Below are 15,799 nucleotides of genomic sequence, written 5' to 3' on the forward strand. Positions count from 1 at the left end.
CGGTCACCGGCCGCCGGTCATCGGTCACCGGCCGCCGGTGGCGTCCAGTTCGGGTCTCGGCCGCTCAGGCCTACCGCCCGGTCCAGCAACGGTGCGTCGTCCGGGACGGGCACGACGGCTCCGAAGATGCCGCCGCCGCGGCTCTCGTCCTCGGCGGTCTCCAGCAGGAAGGCGTGCGAGGCCCGCAGGGCGGTCTCGTCGGGGGTGTAGTCCTGACCGGTGGCCCGGGCCAGGTCCCAGCCGTGGATCACCAGCTCGTCGACGGCGACCGCCGCCGCGATCTCGCCGGGCAGGTCCACGCCACCCGCACGGGTCATGCCCGTCCATGCGGACGGATCCCTCCAGGCTTCGGCCAGTTCGTCCAGCACTCGCGGCAAGCGCTCGCGCCAGTCGGCGGGGAGGGAGGGCACGGCCGTGTCGGGGGCCGTGTTCGTCGTGGGTCCGAGGTCCTTCCGGGCTGCGTCGCGGAAGGCCTCGGCAAGTCCTGTGAGGTGGCCCAGGAGGGTCCGGACCGGGTAGTCGGGGCATGGCGTCGGGCCGGCCAGCAGCGCGTCGGAAACGCCCTCCGCGAGACGGGCCACGATGCGGGTCTGTGGCCCGAGGTCGAATGTCGTCGATTCGGTCATCTGCCGCTCCTTGGGTGCGTGGGGTGTGCAGGGTGGACCGGGCGCGGGGCGTGCACTCATCGGTTGTCGCGTTTCCGATCGTCGCGCGCGGCCACGGGGTGGTCCCGCGGTCTTGCGGTGTGCTGGGGGCACGCGGCGGACCGCCGTGCCCCACACACCGCATCGGCTCATCAGGTCAGGTAGTCGGCGACCCGCTCCGCGAAGGCCTCCGGGGTGAGGACCTCCACGCCGAGTTCGGCTGCCTTGACCGCCTTCGAGCTCGGCTTGCCGTTCGCGGACGGGGCGGCCACGAGGATGGATGTCTTCGCGCTGACGCTGCTTCCCGCACGACCGCCGGCCTTCTCGATCAGGGCGTTCATCTCGGACCGGCCGAAGCCGTCCAGCGGGCCCGCCATCTTTCCGGTGACCACGATCACCTTGCCCTCCAGCGGGCCGCCGCCCCGGGCCGCCGCCGGGTCCTCGGGCTCGCTCATGTTGACGCCCGCCGCTGTCAGCTTGTCGATCACCGAGGCCAGCGCCGCGACCTGCTCGACGATGACCGGGGCCTTCTCCGGGCCGATCCCCTCCACGTCCTGCATCTCGGTGGCGTCGGCCTGACGGATCGCGTCCATCGTGCCGAAGTGCCGGGCGATACGGCGGGACATGCTGCGCCCGGTGCCGAGCACTCCCAGGGCGCAGAAGACGCGGTTGAGGGGGCGGTCCTTCGCGGCCGTGATCTGCTCGGCGAGCTTGGCCGCCCGCTTCGCGCTGCCGGACGCGGCCGTCAGCTGCTCGACGGTCAGCGTGAAGAGGTCCGCCACGTCGCGGACGTCGCCCGACTCGACCAGAGCCGCCACGTACGTCTTGCCGAGGCCGTCGATGTCGAGCATCTCGCGCCCCGCGGCGTACTCGATGAGGGCCGGGAGCGCGCACGCCGTTCCCTTCGCGCAGCGCCACCGCTCCTGGGCCGTGTTGATCTCGCCGCCGCAGCGGGGGCACGTCTCGGGCAGGGGCACCGGCGTCGCCCCGGCCGGGCGGAGCGGGACGACCGCCGCCTGGACGCGCGGGATGATGTCGCCCGCCTTGTACACCGTCACCGTGTCACCGATGTGGAGGTCGCGACGCCGGATGTCCGCCGGGTTGTGCAGGGTCGCCCGGGTGACCGTCGATCCGTCGATCTCGACCGCCGTGAGGATCGCGGTGGGGGCCAGCACCCCCGTGCGGCCGACCTCCCACACGACGTCCTCGAGCACCGTCTGCCGCTCGATCGCGGGCAGCTTGACCGCGATGGCCCAGTGCGGGAAACGGGAGCCGAGTCCGGCCGCCTCCTGCTCGGCCGTGTCGTTCAGCTTGATGACCAGGCCGTCGATGCCCACGGGCAGCTCCGTACGCATCGCGGCGACCGCGTCGGCCTGTGCCTGGGCCGCGGCCAGGTCGGAGACGACGAGCAGGCCCGCCGGGGAGGCCGCGGTCGTCTGCACCCCGGCGCCGGCCACCGCTGCCAGCGCCTCGGCGTGGGTCGCGCCCGTCGGCAGGAACGGCACGCCGTCCAGCTCCACCACGCCGTACGCCCAGAACGTCATCCGGAGCCGGTACGGGCGGCCCTTGGCCCTCAGGGTGCCCGCCGTGCCGTTGCGGGGGTTGACGAAGACCTGCGCGCCGTGGGCGGTACGGACCTCGTTCGCCGTCTCGAACTGTTCCTGGGTGAAGGCGACCTCGCCCCGGACCTCGACGGTGACGGCCTCGGCGAGCTGCTCGGGCAGGCCGTCGATCTGGCCGATCACATGGCTAACGTCCTCGCCGTGCCGGCCGTCGCCGCGGGTGATGACCTGCACGAGGCGGCCGTCGCGGTAGCGGGCGGCCACGGCCGCTCCGTCTATCTTCGGCTCGACGGTGTAACCGCCGGCCGGAGCGCGGCCGAGGCGGCGCTCGACGGAGGCGCCCCAGGCCACCAGCCCCTCGGCGTCGAAGACGTTGTCCAGGCTGAGGAGGCGGGTGGTGTGCGCCACGTCTCCGGCCGGGGCGGCGCCGTCCGCGACCAGGCCGGTGGGGCTGTCCGGGGCGACCTCCGCCGGGTTCTCCGTCTCCCAGGCCAGGACGGCGAGCCGAAGCCGGTCGTACGTGGTGTCGTCCATCGCGCTGTCACCGTCCCCGTAGTAGGACCGCGAGGCCTCACGGAGGTGTTGGAGAGCGGCCTCGTACGCGGCGCGGTCGGACACGGTGGGCTGGTCGGACAGGCCGGACAGCGCCTCATCGGCGGGAATCGTCGTCATGAGGTGATCCTCTCGCGAGGGTCTGACAATGACCTGTGGGCCGAACAGGGGCGGGTGAGAACCTGGCGCCCCGGGTGGACGACACGTACCCGGTCGTCGTCTCCGTCTCGCCCACCGTCAGGGATGGGGGGCGGGGGCGTTCTCCCGTTCATCCGGCGCCATTGGCTCGACAAATGACGCCTGCTCCGGTGTGGTTGACGCGCGTCGACCGGGCCGTCAGTCTCGGGGGGACTCCCGGGGACTCTCGCCCCTGGGTCACCTCGGATTCGTGAGGCCATGGAGGATCGATGTCCCGACGTCCCCTGCGTTCCCTGCCACTGCGACTACTCCTCTCGCTTGTCATGATCATGACTGCCTCCTTGGGCGGGGTGATCGCCACCGCCGGTACCGCCCAGGCCGACGGCTGTTACACCTGGTCGCGCACCCTCTCCCAGGGGGCCACCGGTGCCGATGTCACGGCGCTGCAGATTCGTGTGGCCGGGTATCCCGGCTACGGCGGGGTGCTGGCGATCGACGGCGACTACGGCCCCGGGACGGCGGCCGCGGTCAAGCGCTTCCAGACCGCCTACGGCCTGGCCGCCGACGGTGTCGCCGGCCCCGCGACGTTCAGCAAGATCTACGCGCTCCAGGACGACGACTGCACCCCCGTCCACTTCTCCTACGCGGAGCTCAACAACTGCAACTCCACCTGGGCCGGCGGTGCCGTGAGCGCGGCCACCGCCAAGTCCAATGCCCTGCGCACGATGTGGAAGCTGGAGGCACTGCGGCACGCCCTCGGCGACCAGAGCATCCGTGTCACCAGCGGCTTCCGCAGCCATGCCTGCAACGACGCGGTCGGCGGCGCCTCGTCGAGCCGCCATCTCTACGGTGACGCGGCCGACCTGGGCTCCGGGCCCCACTCGCTGTGCCGGCTGGCCCAGCAGGCCCGTAACCACGGCTTCAACGGGATCCTCGGCCCGGGCTACCCCGGACACGGCGACCACACCCACCTCGACCACCGGGACGGCCGCTTCTGGTCCGCGTCCAGCTGCGGCATCTGACGACACGACGGCGTTCCTGATACGCGTGCAGCTGATCGGGGTCAGGTCGTCGCCGCATGGACGGGGATCGCGGCGGAGAGGACCGTACCCTCGCCCGGCAGGGATTCGATGGTGAGGGTGCCGCCGAGTCGACGGGTGCGGGTCCGGATGGCGGGGAGCCCGTGGCCGCGTGTGCCTGTCGGCTCCCCGCCCCCTTGCCTTCCCTTGTGCCGCGCGGCGGCGGGTTCGGCAGCCGGTTCAGCCGCGGGGTCGAAGCCGTGGCCGTCGTCGGCGACGTCCAGGACGACCTGGTCGTCGAGGTACGTCAGGGTGAGCGCCGCGGTCGTCGCGCCGGAGTGTTCGCGGACGTTCGCGAGGGCGCCCTGGGCGATGCGGAGCAGGGCGGACCGGACCCGTTCGGGCAGGGGCTCGGCGGGGGTGCCGTCGATGTGGCAGCGGACGGTGAGGCGGTGGGAGGTCTCGCGCTCGGCGAGCTTGTGAAGGGCCTGGTCGCGGCCGTTGCCGTCGGCGAGGTCGGCGGGAGCCAGGTCGTGGACAGCTCACGCCGGCGCCGCGCCTGGCGGTCCATCTGGACGAAGACCGCGACGGCGATCGCCGGCGGTGCGAGGAACACGTCGACGTCCAGACGGCCGGCCAGGCGTAGGTGAGCGGTCACCGAGGCCGCGGTGATCAGCGCGATGAGCGCGATCGCGGTCGGCGGTCGCAGGGTGCGCAGGCAGATGAAGACCCATAGCGCTGTGCGGGGGCCGCTCCCTGGGGCCGGGGGGTCAGGCGGTGAGTGGCGGGGTCGGGGTGCGGTTCCAGGGCATCCGCGACCAGGGAAGGGCCAGTTCGGCCTGGTCCGCGATGTCGCGGGGGGCGAGGTGGGCGAGGGGTGTCGCTTCGCGGTGGCGCGCGTAGACGGTGTCGGTGTAGCGGTGGCCCGTGTCGGGGGCGATGAAGACGACGGTGCGTTCGGGGGCGCGGTCGTGTTCGTGGCGTGCGGCGAGGTAGGCCGCGCCGGTCGACAGTCCCGCGAAGACGGCGTGGCGGCGCAGGAGGTCGACGGCGCCGGACAGGGCGGCGTCGAAGGAGATCCAGTGGAGGGTGTCGTACAGCTCGTGGGACACGTTGGCGAAGGGGATCGAGCTCCCGATGCCGGCGATGATGATCTCGGGGTCGGAGGTGTGCTGGGCGCCGAAGGTGAGGCTGCCGTAGGGCTGGACGCCGACGAGTTCGACGTCGGTCGCGGCGTCCGTCCGGCCGTCCGTCGCGGCGTCGTTCGGGCCGTCGGTCCGGCCGCTGCCCGACGCCTTGCCCGATGGGGCGCGCAGGTAGCGGGTGAGGGCGCCGGTTGAGGCGCCCGAGCCGACTCCGCCGACGACGGTGAGCCGGTCCGTGCCCGTCTCCGCTCGGATGCGGTCGGCGATCGCCCGGTATCCGAGGTAGTGGATGTCGTCGTGGTACTGCCGCATCCAGTGGTACTCGGGGTGGGCGGCGAGGATCTCGTGGATCCGCTCGACGCGTCGCTTCTGGTCGAGCTTGAGGTCGTCGCAGGGATCCATCTGTTCGAGCGTGGCGCCGAGTACGGCGAGCTGGGTGCGCAGCGTCTTGTCGACGGTCGTGGAGCCGACGATGTGGCAGTGCATGCCGTGCCGGTGACAGGCCAGGGCGAGGGCGTACGCGTAGATGCCGCTGGAGCTGTCGAGCAGCGTGTCCCCGCGGCGTACGACTCCGGTGTCGAGGAGGTGGCGTACGGCGGCGAGCGCGGAGACCACCTTCATCGTCTCAAAGCGCAGGCAGACGAGACGGTCGTCGAGGCGTATCAGGTCCGGCCGGCCGATCGCCTCGGCGATGTGCTGGTCCATCGAGGAGCTCCTTGGTGGTGAGCGACGGGGCGGGGGTGGTGGTGGCGGGGGTGGTGAACGTGCGGGTGGTGGGGATGCCGTGGGTGTTCAGCGCGTCGCGGCAGCGGCGCAGGCGCCCGCGCAGGTCTCCCGGTGCGGCCGGGTCGAACAGGACGCCTGCCACGGCGCCGCTGTGCGCGATCTGTACGCCCGCCGCTCCGGCACGCCGGGCGATCGCGGTCAGGGTCTTGAACTCCGGGTGGCCCAGTACGCGTTGGCCCCGCCGTGCGCTGGCCGTGGCGACCCGGCCCAGGAGCCGTACGTCGCCGGTGGCCATCGCACGGCGCAGGAGGGTGCGCAGCCGTTCGTACTCCCGAACGTCGGCATCGGTGGCTTCCCGTGCCGGCAGGGCGAGGGTGTCGACGGGTGCTCCCCCACCGAGGACGCAGCCCACGACGACCAGCGGCGGGAGGGTCGGACCCAGGACTTCCAGGATCCGGCCCTCCCGCTGGGCGAAGAGGACCGGACGGGCGTCGAGCATCAAGGGATCGCTGGCCCGTTCCGCGCGGACGGCGAGGCGGGCGACGACGTCGGGGGCGAGGCGGAGCCCGTACGAGTCGGCGACCGCTCGGACCGCCGCGATCACGTCGCTGGTGGAGCTGCCCATGCCCAGGCCCATCGGTACGTCGCCGGTGAGCCTCAACTCCCCACCACAGGGCGGCAGTCCGACCTGGGAGGCGCACTCCGTCACCGCGAGGGCCGCGGCGCGTGCGGCTTTCCGCCGGTCGGCGGGGACGACGGTGAGCGCCTCGGGAGGTGCGCCGGGCCGGCGGACGAACTCGGCCCGGCTGCCGGGGCCGGCCAGCGGGAGCGTGACGAGGCCCGCACACCGGCGTCCGTCGGCGTCGAGGAAGACGCCCTGGAGGAGCTCGCCGTGATGGCAGGGGGCGTGGCCGGTTCCGGTACCGACGTCAGTGCCGACGCCCGTGCCGACGCCCGTGCCGACGCCGGTGTTGGTGCCGACGCCGACGCCCGTGCCGGCCGGGGCAGGTTCGGCGGCCGGCTCGGCTCCGGCCTCGGCGGTGAGCGCGGCCGTATGGGTTGTCCGCGGGGCGCGGGCCCGGTGAGTGGCGCTGGTCATGCGCCGTCCACCGTGCGGTAGCGGTACAGGACGGTCTCCTCGGCGCTGAACTGGGAGAAGGGGAACGGTTCTGCCGACAGGGCGGTCACTCCCGAACCGAGGAAGGCGCGGGCGACGGCGCTGCCGCTCTGCGCGTAGACGATCAGCGGGATGCCACGGTGGCGGCAGCGCTCCAGGATCGTGTCGAACGAGCCGTTGCTCAGGGTCATCCCCGTGGCGACGACCGCGTCGGCGCGGTCGAGCACCTCGTTCATGTCGTCGGTGACGGGGTCGCCCCACTGGGTCGCCCTGAGGTTGAAGTCGCAGGGCAGGGGTTCCCCGCCGCGCTCGCGGATCGCCGCGACCAGCGGGTTGACCACACCGATGAGGCCCACCTTGGCGCCCTTCTCGATGTCGAGCAGACCGGCGATGGCCGCGTCGCGGGCCCTCGCACGGATCTCCGGCGTACCGCTCGGGAGGCCGACCGGTTCGGCATCCCCTTCTTCGGCGGCGACCCGGTGCGGTCGCGTGTGGGCGAGGTAGGCGTCGAGGGCGGCGATCCGCAAGGGGCGCGGAGCATCCCGCAGCAGGACGTCGAGCGGTGTACCGGAGTAGTCGCGGCAGATCTCCGGGGTGAGCTCGCCGGCCTCGAACGCGCAGCCGCCGAAGGTGCCGCCGACGCGCACCAGGACGTACTGGTTGAGGTAGGTGGTGTCACCGCCGGCCAGGCGGGTGCCGTGGTGGATCCAGAAGACGCTGGTCGCGACGAGTTCGGCGGGGAGCGGGCCGTGTTCGCCGGCCAGGGAGGCCGCGATGAGCTTGTCGACCGAGAGTGAAGGGGAAACGGACGTGTTCAAGATCGTGTCTCTTTCAGAGTGTGGGTCGGGGTCGGGGCGGATGCGCCGAGGGGGCGGCGGTAGCTGACGGTCGGGCGTCCCAGGGCGTCGGTGGTGAGTTCGGCGTCGACTTCGAACACCTCGGCGAGCCGGTCGGCGGTCAGGACGGCCTCGGGAGTCCCGGCCGTGATCAGTCGGCCGTGGTGCAGGAGCAGGAGCCGGTCGCAGTAGCGGGCCGCGAGCGACAGGTCGTGGAGGGCGACCAGAACGGTCCGGTCGGTGCCGGTCAGCAGCTCCATCAGTTCGAGCTGGTGCTTGACGTCGAGGTGGTTGGTGGGTTCGTCGAGCAGCAGGGCGTACGGCTGCTGGGCCAGCGCGCGGGCGATGTGGGCCCGCTGGCGTTCACCGCCCGACAGTGCCTTCCAGGAGCGGTCGGCGAGTGCGGTGAGGCCGACGACCTCCAGGGCGGCGGCGATCACCGCCCGGTCGGTGGCGTCCGCTCCGCGCCAGCGGTCCCGGAACGGGGTGCGGCCGAGGCCGACGACGTCGGCGACCCGCAGATCGCTGTCGGCGCCCGAGTCCTGCGCGACGAAGGCGACATGGCGGGCGATCCTGCGCGCGCTCCAGTCCGCCACCGATGTGCCGTCGTACTCGACCGTGCCCGCGTCGGGGGCGCGGAGCCCGGCCAGGCAGCGCAGCAGGGAGGACTTCCCTGAGCCGTTCGGGCCGAGCAGACCGACGGTCTCGCCGGGGGCGATCGTCGCGCTGACCTCACGCACCACCGGTGTGCCCGCCACCGACCAGCTCAGATTGTCGGCGGTGATCCTCACAGTTCACCTCTCCTGCGCAGGACGAGGAGGAAGAGCGGTACGCCGAGGAGTGCGGTGATCACGCCGACGGGAACCTCGCGGGGTGCGAAGGCGATCCGTGCGAGCGCGTCCGTCCACACGAGGAACACCGCGCCGGCCAGCGCCGCGTACGGCAACAGCACCCGGTGCAGCGGTCCGACGAGGAATCTCACCCCGTGGGGCACGATCAGCCCGACGAAACCGATGGCGCCGACGGTGGCCACCGCGACCGCGGTCAGCGCGGCCGTCACCACGAGCAGCAGCATCCTGGTGTGTCGTACGCCGATGCCGAGGGAGGCGGCGGTGTCCGTGCCGAACGCGAGCCCGTCGAGGGCGTTCGAGCACAGCCACGCCACGGCCAGGCCCAGCGGGGTGACGATCGCGCAGACCACGACGGTGTTCCAGCGGGCCGGTGCCATGGATCCCAGCAGCCAGTGCGTGACGGCCCGGGTCGTGTCCGCGTCCGCCGAGGCCATCAGGATCAGCGAGGTCAGCGCGGTGAGCAGTTGTCCGACGACCACTCCGGTGAGGACGATGCGGACGGAGTCGAGGCCGGTACGCCTCAACAGGAGGAGCAGCAGCGCGAAGGAGAGCAGCGCGCCGACGAGCGCGCCCCCGGTGACGCCGAGCGTGCTCGCGCCGATCCCGAGGACGACGACGGCGACGGCTCCGGTCGACGCGCCGGACGAGACGCCGAGCAGGTAGGGGTCGGCGAGCGCGTTACGGGTGACCGCCTGGAGCACCGTGCCGCACACGGCGAGCGACGCGCCCACGAGCGCGGCCATCAGGACGCGCGGCAGCCGCAGGTCCCAGATGAGCGAGTCCACCAGCGGGGGCAGTGGCCGGACGTCCAGGCCGAGGTGGGTGGCGAGGGCGCGGGCCAGGTCGGTCCAGCCGGTGTCGGCGGTGCCGATGCGGACGGCTGCGGCGATCGAGGCCACGAGCGTGGCCGTGGAGAGGAGCAGGAGGAGGGGCCGCCGGATGCCCGGCCGGGTGCCGGGGCCGCCGGGGCCGGGGGGCGAACCGGGGTGGGGCGGTGCGGCCTTGTGGAGCCTGCCGGGTCGGCCGACTGGTGCCGACGGGCCCGGCATGCCGGGCAGATCCGGCAGGCCCGGCGTCAGGGGCCCGGGGGTGGCGGGCTCGGTCGTACGGCCGCGTCCGCGGGCCGTCGGGAGCAGGAGCTCCGCCGGGCTCATGCGGATGGACGGGGCAGCGGGCGGGTCGGCGGACGGGTCAGCGGACGGGTCAGCGGACGGGTCGGCGGACGGGTCAGGGGGCGGGGCGGCGGGCGCGTGCGAGGGCCCTCCGGCGTGGTGGCCGGCGGAGGCGCGCGACGCCCCTCCCGGGGCCCCTGGAGCCTGGTGGTCAGCGGGCATGTCCGAGGTCCTTCATGCCCTGGGCGAGCAGTCCGAGGGCGTGTACGGAGCGGACCGAGGGGTCGAGTTCGATGCCCGGCACCTCGATGATCTTGTTGTGGCGGACCGCGTCCAGCCGTGAGATCACCGGGTGCGCCGTCATCGTGGCCCGCTTCTCGGCGGCGCTGTCGCCGGGGCGGCCCCGCTCGGACAGGTCGCCGATCACGATGAAGTCCGGGTCGCGCCGGGCGACTTCCTCCCAGGAGACCTCGGGCCAGTCCTCCTCGACGTCGTCGAAGGCGTTCTTGGCGCCGACGATCCGGCTCATCTCGCTGGGCAGGCCGGTCTTGCCGGCCACGTACGGCATGCCGTTGAAGACGGAGTAGAGGTAGACGACGGTCGGCCGGTCCGCTCCCTGCCGCGCCGGAGAGGCGTTCACGCCCGCCTTGGCGACCGCGGCGCGCTGGTCCGCCGCGAGCTTGCCGGCGCGTTCCTCGGCGCCGAAGAGCTTGCCCAGGTTCTCGTAGTCGGAGAAGAGCAGCTCGAAGGGGGTCCGGCCGGCCGGGTTGTGCTGCGGGCAGTCCACGGCGCTGACGAAGGTGGGGACCTTCAGGGCGTCCAGCTCCTCGCGGGTGCCGGCGCGGTCCTTGGTGTAGAGGTCGGCGGAGCCGGCGAGGACGAAGTCGGGGGTGGCGGAGCGCAGTTGCTCGCCGGTGGCGATCTTCGGCGCGATCACCGGGATCTTCGCGTACGCGGCCTCGTACGGGGCGGGGATCTTGGTCTTGAGGTTGGCCGTGCCCGCCATCCGGCCCTGGAGTCCGAGTTCGAGCAGCATCTCGGTCGAGCTCTGGTCCAGGGCGACGGCGCGGCGCGGCGGCTCGGCGAGCGACACGGCGCGGCCGCAGCTGGTGACGGAGGTCTTCGAGGAGGGACTCGCGGCGGCCTCGGTGTCCGCCGCGTCTCCACCACCGGCCGCGGTGGAGCAGCCCGCGGTGGCGAGGGCGAGGGTCAGGGCGATACCGAGACGGGCGGGGTGGCGCATGGATTCTCCGGTCTGGGAGGGGCGGGGCATGGGTGTTGTCGTGCACCGGGCAGGAGTGCCGCGTTCGAAGGGTACTGTAATGGCAATCATTTTCATTAACGACCCCGGGGGGTCGGTTCACGAACCGCTCCCCCACGTCCGAGGAGCAGCACACCGTGGCAACCACACCCACGCCGACAGTCGCCAAGTCCCCCGTCCCACGCCCGCGTTCGGTCGTACGGGACCCCGCCTTCCTGCGTCTGTGGGCGGGCACCACCGCATCCGGCCTCGCGACCTGGGCCCTGCCCTTCGTCCTCGGGCTCGCCGTTCTGCACCGCGACCTCGGCGCCGCGGGACTCGGTCTCGTCCTCGCCGCCCGCACGGCCGGATTCCTCGCCGCCGTCGCCGTCGGCGGCGTCCTGGCCGACCGGCACTCCCGCCGTGCGGTCGTCCTCTGGTCCGCCCTCGCCGCGGCGGCCGCCGCGCCCCTGCTCGCCGCGGGCCTCGGCCGGTCGCTCGTGCTGATGACGTTCGCCGCGGCCCTCGCCGGTGCCGGGCAGGGCGCCTGCCGGCCGGCGTTCCAGGCCCTCACGGCGGAGACCGTCGAACCCGGGCGTCGCCAGCAGGCCAACGCCGCCATGACCATGGCGGTACGCGGCTCCACCCTCGCCGGACCCGCCCTGACCGCGCTGCTCGCGGCCTTCCTGGACGTCCGGACGCTGCTGCTCGGCATCGGGGTGCTGTGGCTGATCGCCGCGCTCGCCCCGGGCAAGGGGGGCGTCGTCGCGGAGGTGACGGAGGAGGAGCCGGGCTCGAAGCCGAGCGCTCGGCAGGGCGCGGAGCCGGGCGCTCAGGAGGGCGTCGTCGCGGAGGCCGCCGCAGAGGATTCCGCGGAGTCCGCCGCGAGGCGCTCCCCGCGGGCCGGGGCCGGGTTCCGCACCGAATTCCTTGACGGCATACGGGAGGCGCGCCGCCATCCCTGGTTCCTCGCCGGACTCGCCGCCCTCGTCGCCGTCATCGCGCTCGGATACTCCGCCACCAGCGTCGCGCTGCCCCTGATCAGCCGCGACCGCTACGGCACCGAGTGGGTCCTCGCCGCCGCCATGACCGCGTACACCGTGGGCGCGCTCGCCGGGGCCCTCGTCATCGCCCGCTGGCGGCCGCGTTCCCAGGGCTGGGCCGCGCTCGCCGGGCTCGGCGCGTACGGTGTCGCGCCGTTGAGCCTGACGCTGCCGGTGCATCCGGCCGTGGTCGTCGCGGCGTACGCCGTCGCCGGGATCGGCATCGAGCTGTTCAACGTGCCCTGGTTCACCGCCACCCAGCGCGAGGTCGCCCCGGACAAGCTGGCCCGGGTGTCGTCACTGGACTTCCTGGTGTCCTACGGCCTCGCACCCGTCGGTCTCGCCCTGATCGCGCCCGCCATCGGCCACTTCGGCGTCACGCCGGTCCTCGCCGCGTGCGCCGCGGCCTGCTTCCTCGTACCGGCGGTCGCGGCGCTCGTACCCACGGCCCGCCATTTCGCACGTACGGCCCCGGCGGCGGCGCGCACCGACCGACTGGCCGACTGACGGAATGACAGCCTGACTGACTCCGACTGGCTCTGACTGGCTCCGACTGGCTCCGACTGACTGTTCGACCGACGGCCGGGGTCGTGGGCGGCGACCCCGGTGGTTCATGCGCGCCGTGGCGGCCCGTCCCCGTCGATCTCGGCGAGCAGCCGCTTCGCGGCCGTCATCGCTCCTTCGGTATCGACCGTCGCCGCGACGACCCGCGAGCGCGCGCGGGTCGGCGTGGTCAGGGCCGTTTCGAGGCCCGCAAGGAGGGAGGCGACGGTCGGGGTCGGGCCGTCGTGTGCCACGCCGATGCCGAGGTCGGCCACCCGACCCGCCCAGTACGGCTGGTCCCCGCCCTGGGGCACGATCACCTGGGGCACGCCGGCCCGCGCGGCCGTCGTCGTGGTGCCCGCGCTGCCGTGGTGCACGACGGCAGCCACCCTGGCGAACAGCGCCTGCTGGTTGACCTCGCCGACGGCGAAGCAGTCGTCCCCGTCGTCGATCAGGCCCAGGCCGGCCCATCCGTGGGCGACGATCACGCGACGGCCTTGTGCGCGGATCGCCCCGACCGCCACGCGGGCCATGTTCTTCGCGGCGTCGGAGCCCATCGGCGTACTGCCGAATCCCGCGTACACCGGCGGGGCTCCGGCGCCCAGGAACTCCACGAGGCCGGGCGGAAGCGGGCGGTCGTCCGGCCGCATCCACGCACCGGTCTGCACGACATCGAGCACCGACGGCTCCGGCCACGGGCTCAGGACCGGGTCCGTCGCCAACCACGGCCGGTCGGTGAAGGCGTAGTCGCGGACGTTGTCCAGCGGCGGCAGGCCGATGGCCGCCCGGTGGGTGTTGATCTCCGCACCGAACATCTCGTTCGCGTTCCTGGCGTCCAGCTCCCAGAGCTCACGGTTGTCGGTCACCCCCGGCGGCAACGGCCTGCCCCGCCGTCCGGGAGGCGGCTGGTGCGGCGAGGGCAGGCTGATCGGCTGATGGCTCGCGTGCACGTAGCGGATGCCCAGCTTCTCCGCGACCGACCGGGCGCCGGCCGTCACCGGCAGCGGGCCGGTCGCCACCAGCGCGTCGCATCCCTCGGCCGTCGCGGCGACCGCGCCGAACTGCGCGGCGATCAACTCCGCCGCCCGCTGCGCCAGTCCGACCGTCGACCCGGGTGCCACCGAGGCCATCACAGGGCGCACCGGGCGGCCCACCGGCACCGGCGACACGCCGATGCCGGCGAAGAGGTCCACGAACTCCTCGTCCGGCGGTGCGCACACCCGGACCTCCGCGCCGAGTTCCCGCAGCCGCACCGCGAGTCCCACCATCGGTTCGACGCTCCCGCGCCCTCCGTACGTCGACAGCACCACACGCATCCCGCAGCTCCCCGCTCCGTCGTTCGTCAGTACACCCTGGCCTCGGTCGGTGATTCTGCGGCACGCCCCCGGCCTTGCCACAAGCCCCCCACCGACCGGTAAGTTGATCATGAAGGGTCGTCGGCACGGTACGACGGACATCGCGGCGACGGGCATCTTCGCAACGGACGTCACGCGGATGAATTCCGCGCGGGATCCTTCCATCTAGGACAGGAATCGGCCTAGTTGAGCGGCAGACTGCTCTGCATGACGACATTCCGTGGCCTCGCGACCATCCGCTATCACGCCGACGACCTGGCCGCCGCCCGTACCTGGTACTCCGAAGTCCTCGGCATCGAGCCGTACTTCGAGCGCCCCGAGTACATCGAGTTCCGGCTCGGCGACCACCATCAGGAGCTCGGCATCTCCCGAACTCCCTCCGCCCCGGCCGGAGTCGTCGCCTACTGGCACGTCGACGACGTCGACGCCGAGCTGGCCAGACTGCTGGACCTCGGCGCGAAAGAGCACGAACCGCTGCGCGACTACGGCGACTTCCGCGCCGGAGCGGTCCTCGATCCGTTCGGCAACGTCCTCGGCATCATGCACAACCCGCACTACCTGGAGGTGCTGGGGGAACGCGACCGGCCCGCCGCCGGCTGACGGCGGGGCGGACGACCGGGCGATCGCATCATCGGTGCTGGTGCGCCCCACCGAACCGCACCCGCACCGTAAGGCCGCCGCCCTCCCGGTTCGGGAACGCCTGCGTCGTCGCGTCGTGGGCGCGGGCGATCGACTCGACGATCGAGAGGCCGAGCCCCGCGCCCTCGCCGGGGGCGTGGGTGCGCTCGGTCAGACGACGGAAGGGCTCGAACAGCAGCGGGACCGTCTCGGACGGGACCTCGGGGCCGGTGTTGGACACCTCGATGCCGCCCGGGCCCGTGCGGACCTCGACCCGGCCGCCGGGGACGTTGTGCCGTACACCGTTGGCGACCAGGTTGTGCACCAGACGGTCGAGGAGCACCGCGTCGCCGTCGACCGTCAGGGGCAGGGCCCGGACGGACACCGTCACCCGGTGTTCCGCGGCCTCCGCCGCGAGCGCGTCCGCCGCCTGGCGGGCCACCTCGTGCACGGCCACCGGGCGCCGCTCCCGGAGACCCTGGTCGGACGCGGCGAGCAGCAGGAGGCCCTCGATGATCCGTTCGCTGTCGTCCGCGACCTCGATCAGCTTCGCCCGGATGCGGGCGACGCGCTCCGGCGAGGGCTCCCCCGCGAGCCCGATCTCGGCGGCCGCGCGCTGCACGGCCACCGGCGTACGCAGTTCGTGGGCGGCGTTCGCCGCGAACCGCTGCTGGGCGGAGACCAGCCCCTCCATCCGGCCGAGCATCCCGTCGAAGGTGTCGGCGAGCCGTTTCAGCTCGCCCGGCGGTCCGTCGAGCGCGATCCTCTCGTGGAGGTTCTCGCCCGACAGCCGGCGGGCCGTCTCCGTGATCACGGCCACCGGCCGGAGCACCCGGCCCGCCATCCACCACGCGAGCAGGACGGAGAGCGCCGCGTACACGAGGAGCACGATCAGCGACACCGTCAGGAGGCGTTCCAGAGCAGCGGACTCCGCCGCGCCGCTCACCGACCGCGTGATCGCGAGCACTTCGCTGGGAAGCTCGGTTCCGGCCGTCGGGGCGGGGCTCGCGGGCACCGGACTCATGGGGAGGCGACTGGCCGGAGCGGCGCTGGTGAGCGCGGTCGGATGCGGGCTCGGCAGCTCCTCCAGTCGCTGCGCCGGTACGGTCCCGGTGACCGCCAGGCTGATCGACGAGTACAGGCCCTCCTTCACGAGGAAGTACACGACCCCTGTCAGGAGGGCGCCCGCGAGCAGGAGGAGCCCGCCGTACAGGGCGGTGAGCCGGGCCCGCTCCCCCGTCGTGACCTGCTTCATGACGCGCTTCATGACCCGCTGCACATTCCGCTTCATGTCCCGC

General features: G+C 73.1%; 13 protein-coding genes and 1 pseudogene. 3 read left to right on the forward strand and 11 right to left on the reverse strand.

The genetic code is table 11. The features are described 5' to 3' along the window. Positions 1-17 precede the first annotated feature (17 nt). Positions 18-626, reverse strand: a complete 609-nt coding sequence (locus tag N5875_RS00360) for a TIGR03086 family metal-binding protein (RefSeq protein WP_338491015.1) — start codon at positions 624-626, stop codon at positions 18-20. Between the two features lie 170 nt (positions 627-796). Continuing rightward, the gene (gene ligA, locus N5875_RS00365; RefSeq protein WP_338491017.1) at positions 797-2,878 is read right to left on the reverse strand and encodes an NAD-dependent DNA ligase LigA; all 2,082 of its coding nucleotides are present in this window, start codon (positions 2,876-2,878) and stop codon (positions 797-799) included. A 347-nt stretch (positions 2,879-3,225) separates the two neighbouring features. On the opposite strand from ligA, the gene N5875_RS00370 reads away from it, so the two are divergent. Continuing rightward, on the forward strand, positions 3,226-3,918 hold the full coding sequence (locus tag N5875_RS00370) for a D-Ala-D-Ala carboxypeptidase family metallohydrolase (protein ID WP_318212477.1): 693 nt from the start codon (positions 3,226-3,228) through the stop codon (positions 3,916-3,918). Positions 3,919-3,959: 41 nt separating this feature from the next. Here N5875_RS00370 and N5875_RS00375 read toward each other — a convergent pair. From N5875_RS00375 to N5875_RS00405, 7 genes and pseudogenes are all read right to left on the reverse strand, one after another. Continuing rightward, positions 3,960-4,633: pseudogene (locus tag N5875_RS00375) on the reverse strand (ATP-binding protein); the annotation flags it as partial. 52 nt (positions 4,634-4,685) lie between these two features. Next, the gene (locus tag N5875_RS00380) at positions 4,686-5,765 is read right to left on the reverse strand and encodes a pyridoxal-phosphate dependent enzyme (protein WP_338491020.1); all 1,080 of its coding nucleotides are present in this window, start codon (positions 5,763-5,765) and stop codon (positions 4,686-4,688) included. Beyond that, positions 5,686-6,885 (reverse strand): GHMP kinase, encoded by a 1,200-nt coding sequence (locus N5875_RS00385; protein ID WP_338491022.1) that lies wholly within the window; start codon positions 6,883-6,885, stop codon positions 5,686-5,688. Before N5875_RS00385 ends, N5875_RS00380 begins: the two co-directional genes overlap by 80 nt. Continuing rightward, entirely contained in the window at positions 6,882-7,721 is an 840-nt protein-coding gene (locus tag N5875_RS00390; RefSeq protein WP_318212480.1) for a DUF364 domain-containing protein, read from the reverse strand. Before N5875_RS00390 ends, N5875_RS00385 begins: the two co-directional genes overlap by 4 nt. After that, entirely contained in the window at positions 7,718-8,530 is an 813-nt protein-coding gene (locus N5875_RS00395; protein ID WP_338491025.1) for an ABC transporter ATP-binding protein, read from the reverse strand. The genes N5875_RS00390 and N5875_RS00395 overlap by 4 nt, the downstream gene beginning before the upstream one ends. Then, complete coding sequence (locus tag N5875_RS00400) at positions 8,527-9,744, reverse strand: iron ABC transporter permease (protein ID WP_338491027.1); 1,218 nt, start codon at positions 9,742-9,744, stop codon at positions 8,527-8,529. The genes N5875_RS00395 and N5875_RS00400 overlap by 4 nt, the downstream gene beginning before the upstream one ends. Positions 9,745-9,913: 169 nt before the next feature. After that, on the reverse strand, positions 9,914-10,945 hold the full coding sequence (locus N5875_RS00405) for an ABC transporter substrate-binding protein (protein WP_318212483.1): 1,032 nt from the start codon (positions 10,943-10,945) through the stop codon (positions 9,914-9,916). 155 nt (positions 10,946-11,100) lie between these two features. On the opposite strand from N5875_RS00405, the gene N5875_RS00410 reads away from it, so the two are divergent. After that, entirely contained in the window at positions 11,101-12,492 is a 1,392-nt protein-coding gene (locus N5875_RS00410; protein ID WP_338491028.1) for an MFS transporter, read from the forward strand. Between the two features lie 104 nt (positions 12,493-12,596). Here the strand turns inward: N5875_RS00410 and N5875_RS00415 are convergent, their stop codons facing one another. Then, positions 12,597-13,844 (reverse strand): glycosyltransferase, encoded by a 1,248-nt coding sequence (locus N5875_RS00415; protein WP_338491030.1) that lies wholly within the window; start codon positions 13,842-13,844, stop codon positions 12,597-12,599. A gap of 246 nt (positions 13,845-14,090) precedes the next feature. Here N5875_RS00415 and N5875_RS00420 point away from each other — a divergent pair, with 246 nt between their 5' ends. Continuing rightward, entirely contained in the window at positions 14,091-14,483 is a 393-nt protein-coding gene (locus N5875_RS00420; protein WP_338491032.1) for a VOC family protein, read from the forward strand. 28 nt (positions 14,484-14,511) lie between these two features. On the opposite strand, the gene N5875_RS00425 is transcribed toward N5875_RS00420, so the two are convergent. Further along, entirely contained in the window at positions 14,512-15,792 is a 1,281-nt protein-coding gene (locus N5875_RS00425; protein WP_338491034.1) for an ATP-binding protein, read from the reverse strand. Positions 15,793-15,799 lie beyond the last annotated feature (7 nt).

Source organism: Streptomyces sp. SJL17-4 (genome assembly GCF_036826855.1).
In the GTDB taxonomy this organism is placed as follows: Bacteria; Actinomycetota; Actinomycetes; order Streptomycetales; family Streptomycetaceae; genus Streptomyces.